The organism is Zhongshania aliphaticivorans, from assembly GCF_001586255.1.
In the GTDB taxonomy this organism is placed as follows: domain Bacteria; phylum Pseudomonadota; class Gammaproteobacteria; order Pseudomonadales; family Spongiibacteraceae; genus Spongiibacter; species Spongiibacter aliphaticivorans.
This window is the reverse complement of the sequence record NZ_CP014544.1, coordinates 1871224-1887700: the sequence shown is the minus strand read 5'-3', so window position 1 is coordinate 1887700 and position 16477 is coordinate 1871224. Positions and strand designations below refer to the sequence as shown.

Here is a 16477-nt window from a genome sequence, read left to right as displayed (position 1 = left end):
GGCTTAGCAGTCCCCAGCTTGCAGGCGTTCGAGTCCACCCATATAACCGCGAAGCGCCTGTGGCACGAGCAATGAACCGTCGGCCTGCTGATAATTTTCCAAGATAGCAACCAAGGTGCGCCCCACGGCCAAACCAGAACCGTTCAAGGTATGAAGCAACTCGGGCTTGCCGGTTTCAGGGTTGCGCCAGCGTGCCAACATTCGGCGAGCTTGGAAATCGCCAAAATTGCTGCAAGACGAAATCTCTCGGTAAGCACTCTGCCCCGGCAGCCACACTTCTAAATCATAGGTTTTCCGCGCTGAAAAGCCTAAGTCACCACCACACAAGATGACTTTGCGGTACGGCAGTTCTAATAATTGCAAAATAGCTTCGGCATGACCGGTTAATGTTTCCAAAGCCTCATCTGACTGATCTGGGCGCACAAACTGCACCAACTCGACTTTTTCAAACTGATGCTGACGAATCATGCCCCGAGTATCACGGCCGTAGCTACCCGCTTCACTGCGAAAACAAGGCGTGTGACAAGTAAAACGAAGGCCTTTATCCAGATCACTGGTTTCGACAATTGCATCACGAAACATATTGGTGACCGGCACTTCGGCCGTCGGAATTAAGTAGTACTCGGAATCGCCCTGCAATTTAAATAAATCCGCTTCAAATTTGGGCAACTGCCCGGTGCCACGCAGAGACTCGGCATTGACCATATAGGGCACATACACTTCTTTGTAGCCATGGGCGCGGGTATGGGTATCCAACATGAGTTGAATAAGCGCCCGATGCATCCGCGCGAGCCCGCCACGCATAACCGAAAAACGGCTACCGGTAATTTTGGCGGCGGTATCAAAATCTAGGCCGCCCAGGCTTTCGCCCACATCAACGTGGTCTTTGACCTCAAAATCAAATTCCCGGGGCTGCCCCCAGCGCAATACTTCAACATTACAGCTCTCGTCCTTGCCCTCGGGTACCTCATCGGCAGGTAGGTTCGGTACCGCCATCAATAATTGATCGAGGGCATCATTGGCGTCTTTTGCTTGTTGTTTAAGGGCTTCGAGCTCAGATTCTATTTTGGCGAGGGTTTCGTTTACTTGGGCCTTCGCGTCATCAACACTCATACCGGATTTAATCAGTTCGCCAACTTGTTTGGAGGCCTTTTTACGCTCAGCCAACAGGTTCTGGCTATTGATATCGGCTTGCTTGCGACTGGCATCAAGGGCGTCGAACTCGGCAGCATCAAAGGTGAAGTACTTTTTATTCAGCGCCTCGGCAATGGCCTTTGAGTCTTGCCGAACCTGCTTAATATCTAACATTAAAATAAATCTCCAAGCATCTGTATTTGTTCATTAAATTTTTAATTAAATAGCACGTAAAAAAACAATCCCTAACCAGCAGGCGAGCACGCAACTAATCACCGTGCTAAGCATATACGCCAAGGCCAAGATCACTTTTCCGGCCTCGAGCAACGCAACCGATTCAAGTGAAAACGTGGAAAAAGTGGTGAATGCGCCCAGAAAACCCACGATCAAAACATAGCGCCAATCGGCATGCAGTGCCGATTTTTCCGTGATCAGCACATAAACCGCACCGATCACGAAAGAACCAATAAAATTGACCGCAAAAGTGCCCAGCGGCCAATAGGCCTGAGCCAAGCAATGACTCACAATACGGCCGACACCGTAGCGGCTTAGCGCACCAGAAGCCCCGCCAAGGGCGATTAGTAGATATATTTGCACGTAAAAACGGTCTCCAGACTGGGTGACTATTCTACCCCATTCAAATCAACGATAGCGCTTGTGGCTGGCACTATCATCAAGCGCTTGCAAATATCGCAGTTTTTCGGCGATTTTTTTCTCAAGTCCACGGTTTACCGGCTGATAGTAGACCCGATCTTTGATCTCTTCGGGCAGGTAACTCTCTCCTGCCGCGTAGGCATCTGGCTCGTCATGAGCATAGCGGTAGCCCCCACCAAAGCCCTGCTCCTTCATCATACCCGTGGGCGCATTGCGTAAATGCATGGGCACGTCATAACTCGGTGACGCCGCAATTTCTTTGCGCACCGCATTATACGCGGTGTAGACCGCGTTACTTTTGGGGGCGGCGGCGAGATAACACACCGCCTGCGCCATGGCTAACTCTCCTTCCGGGCTGCCAAGGCGCTCTTGGGTTTCCCATGCATCTAAGCATAACCGCAATGCCCGAGGATCTGCATTGCCAATATCTTCACTGGCCATACGCACCAAACGCCGGGCAATATATAAAGGTTCACAACCGCCGTCGAGCATACGTGCAAACCAATACAGGGCGCCGTCTACCGAGCTGCCTCGCACAGATTTATGCAATGCGGAAATTTGTTCGTAAAACAGATCGCCGCCCTTATCAAAACGCCGGGGCTGACCACTGAGAACTTGGTCGATAATCTCCGCACTTAATTCCGTGCTACTGCTATTACGCCCCAGCATGTCGCCCGCAATCTCAAGGACATTCAGCGCGCGGCGACCATCACCGTCAGCGTGGCGAGCAATGCGTTCAATTTGATCTGGGGCAAGTTGCCAGCCCTCACAGCCAGCCGCGTGGCTGACAATATCCACAATTGCGGCGTCGCTGAGGGGGTTTAATTGATAAACCCGCGCTCGGGACAACAAGGCATTATTGATTTCAAAGGACGGGTTTTCAGTGGTCGCGCCAACAAAAATAATCGTACCGTCTTCAACAAAAGGCAAAAATGCATCTTGTTGAGACTTATTGAAACGGTGCACTTCATCGATAAATAAAATGGTGCGGCGCTGGAAAAACTGCTGCTGCTTTGCGTCATCGACCGCCGCGCGAATATCTTTCACTCCGGCTAAAACAGCTGAAATACTAATAAAGTGCGCGTCACAGAGCTGGGCGATGAGTTGCGCCAAGGTGGTTTTACCCACCCCGGGTGGGCCCCAGAAGATCATGGAGTGCAGCTGACCGGAATCTAAGGCACGTCGAAGCGGTTTATCTGGCGCTAGCAGATGATCTTGACCAAGGTAGTGATCAAGGGTTTGGGGTCGCATCCGCGCAGCCAGCGGTGCCTTGCTGGCTGTTTCAGTCAAGACTTCTTAGCCTCGGCCTCGTTGAATTCAAATTCCCGATCACTAAAACGATTATTGTATTTGGGATTAATAAACTCGATTTTAGTGGTTTGCTCTAGCGTGTCGGTCAAGCGCATTCCTGTGAGTTTACCCCAGGTAAACATCAGCACCATTTCAGTAAAGGAGCCAGGCTCCTTGGGCAGCAGGATAAATTCACGGGCATTGCCATTCTTTTTAACGCGAACATCGTACTGCGCGGCGAGCTGGTCAATCGTCATACTGATAATCATAGCCGGTGTTTGCGCCAAATTAGCGTCAAATGGCTCGGTATTCAGCTGCTCTAGATCTGCGTCGTAGCGCCACACGGTTTTACCGTTACTGACTAAGAGGTAATGAAAGGGCTCGGTGCTTTCCCAGCGAATTTTATTCGGCCGCTTTAACGCGATAGTGCCCTTGCTCTCTTGCAGCAGTTGACCGTCGACATCTTTTACTTGCTGAACAAATTTCGCGTTCAGGCTTTGCGCGCCAGAGAGATGCAGGTGCAGCTGCGCCACGTCGCCCTCGGCAAACACGTTCATGGTAAAAACAGACAAACACAAAACAATTAAGAATTGGCGCATGGATTCTACTTCTATTCAAATGGAGGTGGAGCCAGTACTTCGCGACTACCGTTACTGGCCATCTCAGTTACGACACCGGCAGCCTCCATTGTTTCAATTAATCGGGCGGCGCGATTATAGCCGATTCGCAATTTACGCTGCACTGCTGATATTGACGCCCGCCGACTTTTGGTTACATAGGCAACAGCTTCATCGTAAAGCGCATCCGATTCGCCGTCATCGCCGCCACCTTCAGGCGGCATGCCAGGCATAGCATCGGTGGTGCTGCCCTCTTCCAGCAAACCATCGATATATTGGGGCTCCCCGCGGCGCTTCCAATCTGCGACGACACGGTGCACTTCTTCGTCAGAAACAAAGGCGCCGTGTACCCGGATGGGAATACCTGCTCCCGGTGGTAAATACAGCATATCGCCGTGACCAAGCAGCTGTTCTGCGCCACCTTGATCCAAAATGGTCCGAGAATCGATTTTAGAAGACACCTGAAAACCAATCCGCGTCGGTACGTTGGCCTTAATCAAGCCGGTAATAACATCAACCGAGGGCCGCTGGGTTGCGAGCAAGAGATGGATACCGGCTGCGCGCGCTTTTTGAGCGATACGCGCAATCAGCTCTTCAACTTTTTTACCTACAATCATCATCATGTCGGCAAATTCGTCTATAACGACAACAATTGACGGTAAAACTTCTAAATCTGGCGCCTGAGCTTCCTCTAGGCCTGCCTGATAGTGATCTTCAGGCTTCCACAGCGGGTCTTTGATCGGCTCCCCCGCCAAGATGGCGTCTTTAACCTTGCGGTTAAAACCAGCCAGGTTCCTGACGCCCATTTTCGACATCAACTTATAACGACGCTCCATTTCCGCCACACACCAGCGCAGACCATTGGCCGCGTCTTTCATGTCGGTAATAACCGGCGTAAGCAAATGGGGAATACCGTCGTAGACCGACAGCTCCAGCATTTTGGGGTCAACCAGCATCAAACGCACTTCTTCCGGCGTTGATTTGTACAAAAGACTGATCAGCATGGCGTTAACACCAACCGATTTACCCGAGCCCGTGGTACCCGCGACCAATAAGTGAGGCATTTTGCCGAGGTCGGCACAGACCGGCTCGCCGGAAATATCATGCCCTAAGGCAAGTGTTAGCGGCGACTTGCAGGCATCGAAGGCTTCGGATGACAGCACATCGTGAAAATTAACAATCTCGCGGTCTTCATTGGGAATTTCGATGCCAACATAGGGTTTGCCAGGGATGACCTCCACGACCCGAACACTGACCACGGCGAGCGAGCGCGCTAAATCCTTGACCAAATTAGATATCTTACTAACTTTCACCCCCGCATCTGGCTCTAACTCAAAACGCGTAATAACCGGCCCGGGGAACACGGCGATGACTTTTGCCGACACACCAAAGTCGAGCAATTTAATTTCCAGTAGGCGCGACATAGCCTCAAGGGTCTCGGGCGAATACCCTCGGTCAGGGTTGTGAACAGCCTTGTCGAGTAAACTTAAAGACGGCAAGGTCCCCGTGACAGGGCCTTCGAACAAAGACTTTTGGCGCTCTTTATCTGGCCGTGCAGACTTTACTACCGGCTTTGGCGGCGGTGCAATTTGTGGTGGTATGCGGGTCTTTTGAATTTCCGTCTTTTTCGCTACGGATTCGTGGCGCTGCTGCTTGGCCGCAGCAGCCTTACGACGCTCTTCGCGCGCCATTTTATAGCTATACACAGCTTCACGGCCACGATCAAACAATCGCAAGGTGACAGCGCCAAGCGTATCCATGAGCCGAATCCACGATAAATCGGTAAACACAGTTAAACCAAATAACAGTATGGCAATTAATAATAAGCGACTGCCAAACTCGTTAAAGGAGCTCATCGTGGCATTGCCGACGGCGTCGCCCAATACTCCGCCTGCGCCAAAGGGCAGCCCGCTATTGCCATAATCGCCATTGGCCGCTAAGCCAGTACTGGAAATCATCACCAAAATCAGGCCGATAAAACGCAGTACAAAAATCAGGGTATCAAAGCCCGCCGGGCGGTAGCGCTCCTTAAATAGCCGCCAAGCCCTAAAACCCAGCATCGCCGGAAATAAATAGGCCATATACCCAAATAGGGCGAAGAACACGTCAGCCAACCACGCCCCTACCGGGCCACCGGCATTCGCAATCCGATCGCCATTGCCGGTGCGCGACCAGCCCGGATCATTGCCGCTATAACTAAGTAAGGACACAAAAATGTAAATGCACACAGCAACAAAGGCGATCAACAAGCCCTCGCGCAAGCGCAAATTCAAAATTTCACGGTTTTCTACCATGGCTGCTGATGTTGGTTTTGGCAAAAGAAAACGATTTCCTAAATTTACACGTAAAAGACGCAAACCCTATGACAGGCGTTGAAAAAGCGAAAAGCGGCCCAATATTAGCACTATGTCATAAGACTTGTCGCCGCACACAGTTTTTGCCGCGCCTATGGAATTACCCTATGATATGCGTCTATTTTCAGTCATCCCGGTTTGAACTAAGTTCAATCCCCCTGCTTGGAACACAGTGAATCTATGAGCGACAGCCAACACCACCGTTTGATCATCCTCGGCTCCGGCCCTGCCGGTTACACTGCTGCGGTTTACGCTGCCCGCGCCAATTTGAACCCCGTGGTCATCACCGGTATTCAACAAGGCGGCCAATTAACGACCACCACTGACGTCGACAACTGGCCTGGCGACCAAAATGGCGTGCAAGGCCCCGAGCTAATGCAGAGAATGCAGGAGCACGCCGAGCGCTTCGACACCAAGGTGCTATTTGATCACATTGAGTCTGTAGATCTAAAAAACAAGCCATTCACGCTCAAAGGCAGTAAGACTTATACCTGCGATGCGCTGATTATCGCGACGGGCGCCTCAGCGCAATACCTCGGCCTCCCCTCTGAAGAAGCATTTATGGGCAAGGGTGTATCGGCATGCGCGACCTGTGACGGCTTTTTCTACCGTGGCAAGAAGGTCGCGGTTATCGGCGGCGGCAACACCGCAGTAGAAGAAGCGCTATACCTGTCGAACATCGCATCTGAAGTCACGCTGGTACACCGCCGCGACAGCCTGCGCTCTGAAAAGATTTTGCAGGACAAACTGCTAGAGCGCGCCGCAAACGGCAATATCAATATTCTCTGGAATCACCAGCTGGACGAAGTCCTCGGCGACGACAGCGGTGTAACAGGCTTGCGCTTAAACAGCACCAAAGGTGAAGGCAGCCAAGAAATTGACGTCGCCGGTGTATTTATCGCCATTGGCCACAAGCCCAACACAGATATTTTCCAGGGTCAGCTCGACATGAAAGACGGCTACCTGAAAATTCACAGTGGCACAGAAGGCAACGCGACCCGCACTAGCATCGAAGGTGTCTTTGCGGCTGGCGATGTCGCCGACCACATTTACCGCCAGGCGGTCACATCTGCCGGTTTCGGCTGTATGGCTGCACTGGATGCTGAGCGTTATCTCGACGACTTAGTGTAATCGCGAGTACATCAGCCGATGTCTGGCATACCTTGGCTTGATCCGGCTGATCTAAGCTTTCCCCCGATTGAGTCGGCACTCGACGACCCCGACGGCCTTTTGGCCGTTGGCGGCGATCTCTGCCTGCCCCGCTTGCTTAATGCATATCGGCAGGGCATTTTCCCATGGTATGAAGAATCTCAGCCGATATTGTGGTGGTCGCCGCAACCTCGTGCTGTACTGCATCCCGAACGCTTGTATATTAATCGCAGCCTTCGCAAAGCCCTGCGCCGAAATGATTTTGAGGTGAGTTTTGACCGCGATTTTGCCGGCGTCTTACTCGGCTGCGCCCAGCTTAGCCAGAAACGCCCAGGCACGTGGATCACCAATGACATGCGCAAGGCTTACCAAGACCTGCACGACGCCGGCTGGGCACACTCAGTCGAGGTCTGGCGCGACAATAAATTAATAGGCGGGCTGTACGGCGTGGCGATTGGCCGTATGTTTTATGGCGAATCGATGTTTAGCCGGGCAGCCAATGCCTCCAAGATCGCCTTTGTCCATCTCTGTGGCCAACTTCAGGAGTGGGGCTTCCCACTCATTGATTGTCAGGTGAGTAACGATTATCTTGACAGTATGGGCGCGGAGGAAATGGATCGTGCGAGCTTTAAACAATGCCTACAAATATACACCAGCAAGGAATCCAAACCCGCTAAATGGACTTTGGACTGGTATTACGGCAAACCGCCACCGGCCTGCCCATGACTGACGCGCAACAACTTAAGCTTTACGCGACTCACCCGCATCCCTGCAGCTATTTTGCTGACCGGGAAGCCAAGACTATTTTCATCGATCCCGAGGCCAAAATTTCTGGCCCGGTGTACAGCGAATTATCACGGCGTGGGTTTCGGCGCAGTGGCAACCATCTCTACCGTCCCGACTGTGGCGCCTGCAAAGCTTGTATTGCCAGCCGGGTTCCCGTTACGCTATTTAGACCTTCACGCACCCAGCGTCGCGTTGAGAAGCGCAATAATGACTTGGTCGCCCACATACTATCGACACCCAACGCCGATGCGTATCCGCTTTATGAAAAATACATCAATGGCCGCCACCGTGATGGCGACATGTACCCACCATCCAAAGACCAGTTTGATAGCTTCTTAGGCCTCGGCACCGAAGACACACAATATGTCCATTTTTATCTTGGCGACGCATTAGTTGCCGTTGCGGTTACCGATGTGCTAAATGACGGCTTATCGGCAATTTATACCTTTTACGACCCTGAATACCCCCAGCGCAGCTTGGGTGTTTACGGTATTCTTTGGCAAATCGCTCGCTGTCGCGACCTCACGCTGCCCTATCTTTACCTGGGTTACTGGATTCGAGACTGCCAAAAAATGCGCTACAAAACCGACTACAAGCCCATCGAACTGCTTATGAGTGACCGCTGGTTGCGCTTAACGTAGTGATATTAGCCCAATCGCCCCTGCAAATTGCCAACACGATCAAATTAGGGCAAAATGCGCGCAGTTTTGACGGCCACCAAGGCTAAAGTGCATCGCACTCAATTTTAAAAACTCTCGAGGATAGTTGCCGAATGGCGAAAGAAGACCAGATCGAAATGGAAGGCGAAGTCATCGACACCTTGCCGAACACTACTTTTCGCGTGCGCTTAGAAAACGGCCACGTTGTCACTGCCCATATCTCAGGCAAAATGCGTAAGCATTACATCCGGATTCTAACGGGTGATAAGGTCAAGGTGGAATTAACCCCCTATGACCTAAGTAAAGGCCGCATCACTTTCCGCGGCCGCTAATAGATACCTGCTAATCGCAGGTCTGGCCCGCCTCTTCTTCAACTGCTTCCGCAGCAAGGGCCAGCTTGTCACCTTTCACGCTGACATTGACCACTCCACCGCATTTTTCTAAGCTGCCAAACAAGACCAGTTCGGCCAGTGGCTTTTTAATATGCTCTTGGATAATCCGCGCCATTGGCCGGGCACCCATGTGCTTATCGTAACCGTGCTCCACCAGCCAGTGCCGCGCATCGTCGTCTACATGCAAGACCACTTTCTTGTCGTCTAATTGAGCCTGCAATTCCACTAGGAATTTATCAACCACGGTCAACACAACTTCGGGTTGCAGCGACTCAAAGGCAATAATGCTATCAAGACGGTTGCGGAACTCTGGCGTGAACAAGCGATTAATCGCTTCGGTTGAATCCGTCTGATTGTCCTGCTCAGTAAAGCCAATTGAACGACGACTAATGCTTTCAGCGCCAGCATTCGTGGTCATCACAAAAATAACATTGCGAAAATCTGCCTTGCGACCATTGTTATCGGTCAGCGACCCGTGATCCATAACCTGTAATAACAGATTGAACAGATCGGGGTGAGCCTTTTCGATCTCGTCCAGCAACACGACCGAGTGCGGGTGCTTGGTGACCGAGTCAGTTAACAAGCCACCCTGATCAAAACCAACATAGCCTGGAGGCGCGCCGATTAGCCGAGAGACCGTGTGGCGCTCCATGTATTCAGACATATCAAAGCGAATAAGCTCTAAACCGAGCAATTTAGCTAACTGACGGCAAATCTCAGTCTTACCAACACCAGTGGGGCCTGCCAGCAAAAAGCTGCCTATGGGCTTTTCAGGGGACTTAAGACCCGCCCTAGCCAATTTAATTGAGGCACTGAGTTCAGATACCGCCTTATCTTGACCAAAGACCACCATTTTTAAATTGTCTTCGAGCTTAACAAGCGAAGCGCGATCGTCTGACGACACGCTCTTCGGCGGAATTCGGGCAATCTTTGCAATGATCGCTTCAATTTCCGGAACACCGATTTTCTCAATCCGATTCTCTGGTTTCTGCAGGCGCTGATAGGCCCCTGCTTCATCGATGACGTCGATTGCCTTATCGGGCAAAAAGCGATCATTAATATAACGCGCAGATAATTCGGCCGCTGAGCGCAAAGCGCCATCGCTGTACTTTAATTCATGGTGGCTTTCAAAGCGCGAGCGCAAACCCTTCAAAATCAAAAAGGTATCTTCAACAGAGGGCTCATTAACATCGACTTTCTGGAAACGCCGACTTAGGGCGCGGTCCTTGTCAAAAATACCGCGATATTCTTGGAATGTAGTCGAGCCTATGCAACGCATCTGCCCAGAACTCAGCAGTGGTTTTAGCAAATTCGACGCATCCATTACGCCGCCAGAGGCGGCGCCAGCACCAATAATGGTGTGAATTTCATCAATAAACAAAATGGCGCCGGGGCGCTTCTTAAGATCGGCAAGCAAACCTTTAAGGCGCTTTTCAAAATCGCCACGGTATTTCGTGCCCGCCAGTAAGGCACCCATATCAAGAGAGTAAACCACACTGCCAATGAGCACGTCCGGCACTTCGCCGTCGACAATGCGCTTAGCCAAACCTTCAGCTATCGCGGTTTTACCGACACCCGACTCGCCAACCAACAAGGGATTGTTCTTGCGGCGACGGGTTAAAATCTGGGCAACCCGTTCCACCTCTTCGGCGCGACCAATTAAGGGGTCGATACGACCGGCTTTAGCCTCGGCATTTAAATTAGTGGTGAAATTATCTAGGGGCTTCTGCTCTGGATCACCGCCCTCACCTTCGGCATCTTGATTTTGGTCGTGCTCAATACCTTCCGCACCAGACACCTTGGAAATACCGTGGGTAATATAATTAACCACATCAAGGCGATTGACACTCTGCGATTTCAAAAAATAAACCGCCTGGCTTTCTTGCTCACTGAAGATCGCCACCAAAACGTTCGCGCCGGTGACCTCCTGCTTACCAGAAGACTGAACATGAAAGACTGCGCGCTGCAGCACCCGCTGAAAACCTAAAGTTGGCTGGGTGTCGCGCTCAACGTCCGTTTCGGGAATTCGCGGCGTCGTGGCCTCAACAAATTCTTTTAACTCGCCCTTGAGTTGCAGCAAGTCTGCACCGCAAGCAACAAGCACCTTAACGGCGGCCTCGTTGTCTGCCAGCGCGAGTAATAGGTGTTCGACGGTCATGAATTCATGCCGACGGCTACGGGCCGATTTAAAGGCCTGACTCAGAGTTGTTTCTAGGTCTTTGCTCAACATAGACTACATTCGCCTTCTGCAATTACCAGTTTTAGTCATCACTCTCTTCTATCTCAGCAAGTAATGGATGACCGTTGTCTCTAGCGTACTGATTCACCAGCGCCGATTTCGTCTCAGCAATGTCCTTGGTAAATATTCCACACACGCCTTTGCCCTTAGTGTGGACCGCCAGCATGATCTGTGTTGCGCGTTGACGATCCAAATAAAAAAAGTCCTCTAAAACCTCGATCACAAACTCCATGGGCGTGTAATCGTCATTTAATAAGACCACAGCGTACATACGCGGTTTCTTGAGTTCTGGTTTCGACTCCTGAACTGCAACACCATTTCCGTGATCGTCCTCGTCGGACTTATTCGCCATATTCTGTATATTAATTCGCATTTTCACTGACTTTACCTGAGCTTAGCACCACTGTAACCCTTCGCAATAGGGAAATTCACCAACATCATATCTTACACGCCTTTACTTGACGTCGTGGCCGGACTGTTTTAAAAATGGGGGCGGTATTAACAAATACAAGGCAGTTTTTGTAAACGTTAGAATAACTATAACGACAATTAAGGAAGAAAGGCTATGCAAAGCGGTGTTGTAAAGTGGTTCAATAACGCCAAAGGTTATGGATTCATCGTCTCCGAAAGCGGCGAAGATGAAATATTTGCTCACTACTCAGCAATTACTATGGACGGATACAAGACCCTTAAAGCAGGTCAAAACGTCGTATTTAAGGCTGAGCCAGGACCAAAGGGGCTGCACGCTACCGACATAAAAGCAGCCGAAACGTCAGAATAGAGTTTACAGAAAAGAATACGCCACCAGCCTAGGCTGGTGGCGAGGGCTTTTTACGCCATGTGCTTAACGATTGCATCACCAAACTCAGAACACTTCAGCAAGGTTGCACCTTCCATCAAACGTTCAAAGTCGTAAGTTACGGTCTTGGCCTGAATTGCACCGTTCATACCAGTGATAATCAGATCTGCCGCTTCGTTCCAACCCATGTGACGCAACATCATTTCGGCAGACAGAATCAATGAACCGGGGTTCACTTTGTCTTGGCCGGTGTACTTAGGCGCAGTACCGTGAGTTGCCTCAAACAGTGCGATGTTATCACTCAGGTTTGCACCTGGCGCGATACCAATACCACCAACCTGGGCAGCCAGTGCATCAGACAGGTAATCACCGTTCAAGTTAAGAGTGGCAATAACGCTGTACTCGTCTGGACGCAGCAGCACCTGCTGAAGCATCGCGTCAGCAATAACGTCTTTAATAACGATTTCTTTGCCGGTATTCGGGTTTTTAATGCTCACCCATGGACCGCCATCAATCAATGTACCGCCAAACTCTTCCATCGCCAGCTCGTAAGCCCAGTTCTTGAAAGCGCCCTCGGTGAACTTCATGATATTGCCTTTGTGCACGATGGTCAGTGACGGCAAATCTTGATCAATGGTGTACTGAATGGCTTTACGCACCAGACGCACAGTACCTTCTTTGGAAACTGGCTTAATGCCGATACCGCATTCCTGCGGGAAGCGGATTTTAGTAACACCCATTTCTTCCTGAAAGAACTCAATCACTTTATCTGCTTCTGGCGTACCCGCCTTCCACTCAATGCCCGCATAGATATCTTCAGAGTTCTCACGGAAGATAACCATATTAGTCTTGCCTGGCTCTTTAACAGGTGAAGGTACACCTTCGAACCAACGCACTGGACGCTGACAAACATACAGATCCAATTCTTGACGCAGCGCCACGTTCAATGAACGGAAACCGCCGCCAACTGGCGTAGTTAACGGGCCTTTAATGCCTACTACGTAGTCTTTGATTGCGTCTAGCGTTTCAGCGGGAAACCAGTCGCCTTCATACAACTCAGCGGCTTTCTCGCCAGTGTAAATTTCCATCCAGCTGATTTTTTTCTTGCCTGAGTAGGCTTTTTCTACGGCTGCATCAACTACGTTGATCATCACCGGAGTAATGTCGACCCCGATGCCATCACCTTCGATAAAAGGTATTACTGGCCGATCGGGTACGTTCAGGGAAAGATCCGCATTAACGGTGATTTTCTCGCCCTCTGCAGGTACCTTGATATGTTGGTATCCCATTTTTGACTCCATGGTTTATCAGTTAGTATCTGTGCTCGCACTTGCTCACAATACGAAGATTAACTGTATTAGGTACAATACAGCTTCGGTAAAAAGCGCGACATTGTAACACTTTATACCGAGATTTCTTCTATGAATGAGCCTATTTTAACGTGAGCGACATTTTTATTTTCAACAAGCCCTTTCAAGTAATGAGTCAATTCACTGACTCAGATGGCCGGGCCACCCTAGCTGATTACATCAGGATACCCGCCATTTATCCAGCGGGGCGCCTCGATTATGACTCCGAAGGCCTAATGATATTGACTGGCGACGGTGAGCTGCAGCACCAAATTAGTCACCCCCGGCATAAATTGCGTAAAACGTATTGGGCGCAAGTGGAAGGCGAAATCAGTGACGATGCCCTCGCTCAGCTGCGTCGCGGGGTAATGCTTAAAGACGGACCCACCCTGCCCGCTCACGCCGAACGCATCACCGAACCCTCCTCACTGTGGCCACGAGACCCCCCAGTGCGGTACCGGGCAGCCATTCCGACGTCATGGCTTAGCTTGCAAATAAGTGAGGGCCGCAATCGTCAAGTTCGGCGTATGACCGCCGCAGTGGGATTTCCGACCCTGCGCCTCGTTCGCGCCGCAATAGGCGACTGGAGCGTCGACAATCTCGCCCCCGGCGAACACCGCAAAATCACCCTTGGCGATGAATTCAAACGTTACGCCAGCCCCAGGAAACCGGCAGCAAGAACACCTTATCGGAAAACCAAGGGCAAAACCCTTGGCGCCAAACCGCGCAAACGTAGTCCTTAAGGCGTGGCAGCTGTTACAATTCCGCTTTTAGCACTTGGACTCCTCTATGGATTGGCAGCCCCACGTTACCGTGGCTACTCTCGTTGAGAATGACGGCAAGTTTCTCTTTGTTGAAGAAATCAAGAACGGACAACGAGTAATCAATCAGCCAGCAGGCCATCTTGAGCAAAACGAAAGCTTGCTAGAGGCGGCGCAGCGAGAAACGCTAGAAGAAACCCAATGGCGGGTTGAAATACTCGGCATCGTTGGCTTTGGCCTCTACACCGCCCCAGCCAACGGCGTAACCTACCAGCGCACCAGCTTTTTTGCGCGGCCCGTGGCGTTTTGTCCTGAACAAGCTTTAGACAGCGATATCGAGCAAGCTATTTGGCTCAGCTATGACGAATTAAAGGAACGCCGAGCAATGTTACGCAGCCCGCTGGTATTGGAATGCCTAGAGCGCTACCTCAGCGGCCACCGCTATCCCCTATCTATGATTTACGGAACGCGTTGATGCACGAGAACACGCAACAAGACAATAGCAAAATCAAAGTGATCGTCGGTATGTCCGGCGGTGTCGACTCCTCTGTTTCAGCCCTGCTTTTAATGCAGCAAGGCTATCAGGTCGAAGGCCTGTTCATGAAAAACTGGGACGAAGACGACGGCACCGAATACTGCACTGCCAAAGATGACTTGGCCGATGCCGCCGCCGTCTGCAAAACCTTAGGCATTCATTTACACACCGCGAATTTCGCCAGCGAATACTGGGATAACGTTTTTGAGCATTTTTTGGCCGAATACAAGGCTGGACGCACTCCTAACCCAGATATTCTGTGTAATCGCGAAATTAAGTTTAAAGCCTTCCTCGATTACGCCTTGGTTTTAGGCGCCGATTATATCGCTACCGGTCACTACACCCGCCGTCGCGATGTTGATGGTCGCAGCCAGCTCTTAAAAGGCCTAGACGCAAACAAGGATCAAAGCTACTTCCTGCATGCCGTGGGGAGCGAACAGCTCGCCCGAACCCTATTCCCTGTTGGCGAAATTGAAAAACCCGAAGTTCGTGCTCTGGCCGAAGCAAACGGACTAATCACTCACAACAAAAAAGACAGTACCGGCATTTGCTTTATCGGTGAGCGCCGCTTTAAAGACTTTTTACAGCAATACCTTCCCGCCAAGCCCGGTCGTATTGAGAGTTTAGATGGCGAGGACATGGGCCAACACAGCGGCCTGATGTACCACACCATTGGCCAGCGCCAAGGCTTGGGTATCGGCGGCGTTAAAGGCGGCGGCGAAGAGCCTTGGTATGTGGTCGATAAGGATTTAACGCGCAATGTTTTGCTGGTCGCCCAAGGCGGCCAACACCCAGCGCTGCTAAAACAAGCGCTACAGGTAGGCGAAATTCACTGGATTACCGGCCAAGCACCGCAATTCCCCTACGTTTGCAAGGCTAAAACCCGCTACCGGCAAGCAGACCAAGATTGTGAGATTCGCGCCATCGACGGTCGCTATGAAGTGCATTTCAGCGAAGCCCAGCGCGCGATTACCCCCGGCCAATCGGTGGTCTTTTACGATGGCGACATTTGCCTTGGCGGTGGCGTAATCGAAGCAGGGTTTAATTTATTATGAACACCCTATTAAGCAAACCCGAGCAACTCGCTAGACAACAAGTTCTGGCCCTCGCGGCTATTGTGCAAGGTACGGTATTGGTGGATCAAATCGCCCGCACCGGTCAAGCCGAACCCCAGGCGCTGGAAGCGTCAATCAACAGCCTATTTGCCTTCTCAGCCACCACGGTCGAAGAGGCCTATGGCGGCATCGAAAATCTTGAAGTGGGTATTCGCGGCCTGCGCGACCTCTTAAGCGGTAATGATTACGGAGAGCGCCGCGCAGTTATGCGCTATTGCCTCGGGGTTTTGCACCTGCACAAAAAGCTGCGGGGCGACGATACAACCGCCTCGCTGCTGCGCAACCGGCTGCAGCATGCAGCCAAAAATAAAGAGATGAATAATATTGATATCAGTAGCTTAAGCTCGTCTCTTTCATCAATTTATCAAGATACGATTTCCAAATACAATTTCAGAATTCAAATTACCGGCAGCGCCCAAGAGCTGCAAAACCCGAACAATGCCGCTCGAATTCGCAGCCTACTGCTGGCATCAATTCGCGCCAGCTATTTGTGGCGCCAAGCTGGCGGCAGTCGCTGGAAACTTATATTCCAACGCAACCGACTTTTTGCCCAGACTAAACAGCTACTTGGCACTGAAATCCCTCGTTAACTCGTGTATTATTGCGCGCTTTCCGCAATAGCCGCCCCGCACAAAAAAGGTATT

Annotated in this window: 17 protein-coding genes; 9 read left to right on the top strand and 8 right to left on the bottom strand. The window is 51.1% G+C overall.

What is annotated here, in order from left to right:
* Positions 1-3: 3 nt before the first annotated feature.
* Genes serS through AZF00_RS08350 form a run of 5 tightly spaced genes read right to left on the bottom strand, consistent with a single transcriptional unit; the run spans position 4 to position 5989 of the window.
* Positions 4-1308, bottom strand: coding sequence for a serine--tRNA ligase (gene serS / locus AZF00_RS08370; protein WP_008247850.1), 1305 nt, complete (start codon positions 1306-1308; stop codon positions 4-6).
* A 45-nt stretch (positions 1309-1353) separates the two neighbouring features.
* Complete coding sequence (gene crcB, locus AZF00_RS08365) at positions 1354-1731, bottom strand: fluoride efflux transporter CrcB (RefSeq protein WP_008247849.1); 378 nt, start codon at positions 1729-1731, stop codon at positions 1354-1356.
* A 45-nt stretch (positions 1732-1776) separates the two neighbouring features.
* On the bottom strand, positions 1777-3039 hold the full coding sequence (locus tag AZF00_RS08360; protein ID WP_050985174.1) for a replication-associated recombination protein A: 1263 nt from the start codon (positions 3037-3039) through the stop codon (positions 1777-1779).
* Between the two features lie 35 nt (positions 3040-3074).
* Positions 3075-3677 (bottom strand): outer membrane lipoprotein periplasmic chaperone LolA, encoded by a 603-nt coding sequence (gene lolA / locus AZF00_RS08355; protein WP_008247846.1) that lies wholly within the window; start codon positions 3675-3677, stop codon positions 3075-3077.
* A gap of 11 nt (positions 3678-3688) precedes the next feature.
* Positions 3689-5989, bottom strand: coding sequence for a DNA translocase FtsK (locus AZF00_RS08350; protein ID WP_008247843.1), 2301 nt, complete (start codon positions 5987-5989; stop codon positions 3689-3691).
* A 240-nt stretch (positions 5990-6229) separates the two neighbouring features.
* Between AZF00_RS08350 and trxB the strand changes: the two genes are divergently transcribed.
* From trxB to infA, 4 genes are all read left to right on the top strand, one after another.
* On the top strand, positions 6230-7180 hold the full coding sequence (gene trxB / locus AZF00_RS08345; protein WP_008247842.1) for a thioredoxin-disulfide reductase: 951 nt from the start codon (positions 6230-6232) through the stop codon (positions 7178-7180).
* Between the two features lie 18 nt (positions 7181-7198).
* Positions 7199-7924: a leucyl/phenylalanyl-tRNA--protein transferase gene (aat, locus tag AZF00_RS08340; protein ID WP_008247841.1), complete on the top strand. Its 726-nt coding sequence runs from the start codon at positions 7199-7201 to the stop codon at positions 7922-7924.
* Complete coding sequence (locus tag AZF00_RS08335; protein ID WP_008247840.1) at positions 7876-8625, top strand: arginyltransferase; 750 nt, start codon at positions 7876-7878, stop codon at positions 8623-8625. The genes aat and AZF00_RS08335 overlap by 49 nt, the downstream gene beginning before the upstream one ends.
* 131 nt (positions 8626-8756) lie before the next feature.
* Positions 8757-8975, top strand: a complete 219-nt coding sequence (infA, locus tag AZF00_RS08330) for a translation initiation factor IF-1 (RefSeq protein ID WP_008247839.1) — start codon at positions 8757-8759, stop codon at positions 8973-8975.
* 10 nt (positions 8976-8985) lie between these two features.
* Here infA and clpA read toward each other — a convergent pair whose 3' ends face one another.
* Positions 8986-11265, bottom strand: a complete 2280-nt coding sequence (gene clpA, locus AZF00_RS08325) for an ATP-dependent Clp protease ATP-binding subunit ClpA (RefSeq protein WP_008247837.1) — start codon at positions 11263-11265, stop codon at positions 8986-8988.
* Between the two features lie 31 nt (positions 11266-11296).
* Positions 11297-11626 (bottom strand): ATP-dependent Clp protease adapter ClpS, encoded by a 330-nt coding sequence (gene clpS, locus AZF00_RS08320; protein WP_008247835.1) that lies wholly within the window; start codon positions 11624-11626, stop codon positions 11297-11299.
* 213 nt (positions 11627-11839) lie between these two features.
* Here clpS and cspD point away from each other — a divergent pair, with 213 nt between their 5' ends.
* Positions 11840-12055 carry a cold shock domain-containing protein CspD gene (gene cspD / locus AZF00_RS08315; protein ID WP_008247833.1) on the top strand — a complete coding sequence of 72 codons (216 nt, stop codon included), beginning with the start codon at positions 11840-11842 and terminating at the stop codon, positions 12053-12055.
* Between the two features lie 50 nt (positions 12056-12105).
* On the opposite strand, the gene icd is transcribed toward cspD, so the two are convergent.
* Positions 12106-13362, bottom strand: a complete 1257-nt coding sequence (icd, locus tag AZF00_RS08310) for an NADP-dependent isocitrate dehydrogenase (protein WP_008247831.1) — start codon at positions 13360-13362, stop codon at positions 12106-12108.
* Positions 13363-13514: 152 nt separating this feature from the next.
* Between icd and AZF00_RS08305 the strand changes: the two genes are divergently transcribed.
* From AZF00_RS08305 to hflD, 4 genes are read left to right on the top strand one after another with little or no spacing between them, the layout of a single operon-like run.
* The gene (locus tag AZF00_RS08305) at positions 13515-14165 is read left to right on the top strand and encodes a pseudouridine synthase (RefSeq protein WP_008247829.1); all 651 of its coding nucleotides are present in this window, start codon (positions 13515-13517) and stop codon (positions 14163-14165) included.
* A 46-nt stretch (positions 14166-14211) separates the two neighbouring features.
* Positions 14212-14658: an NUDIX hydrolase gene (locus tag AZF00_RS08300; RefSeq protein WP_008247827.1), complete on the top strand. Its 447-nt coding sequence runs from the start codon at positions 14212-14214 to the stop codon at positions 14656-14658.
* Complete coding sequence (gene mnmA / locus AZF00_RS08295; protein ID WP_008247824.1) at positions 14658-15773, top strand: tRNA 2-thiouridine(34) synthase MnmA; 1116 nt, start codon at positions 14658-14660, stop codon at positions 15771-15773. The genes AZF00_RS08300 and mnmA overlap by 1 nt, the downstream gene beginning before the upstream one ends.
* Positions 15770-16423 (top strand): high frequency lysogenization protein HflD, encoded by a 654-nt coding sequence (gene hflD, locus AZF00_RS08290; protein ID WP_008247822.1) that lies wholly within the window; start codon positions 15770-15772, stop codon positions 16421-16423. Before mnmA ends, hflD begins: the two co-directional genes overlap by 4 nt.
* Positions 16424-16477 lie beyond the last annotated feature (54 nt).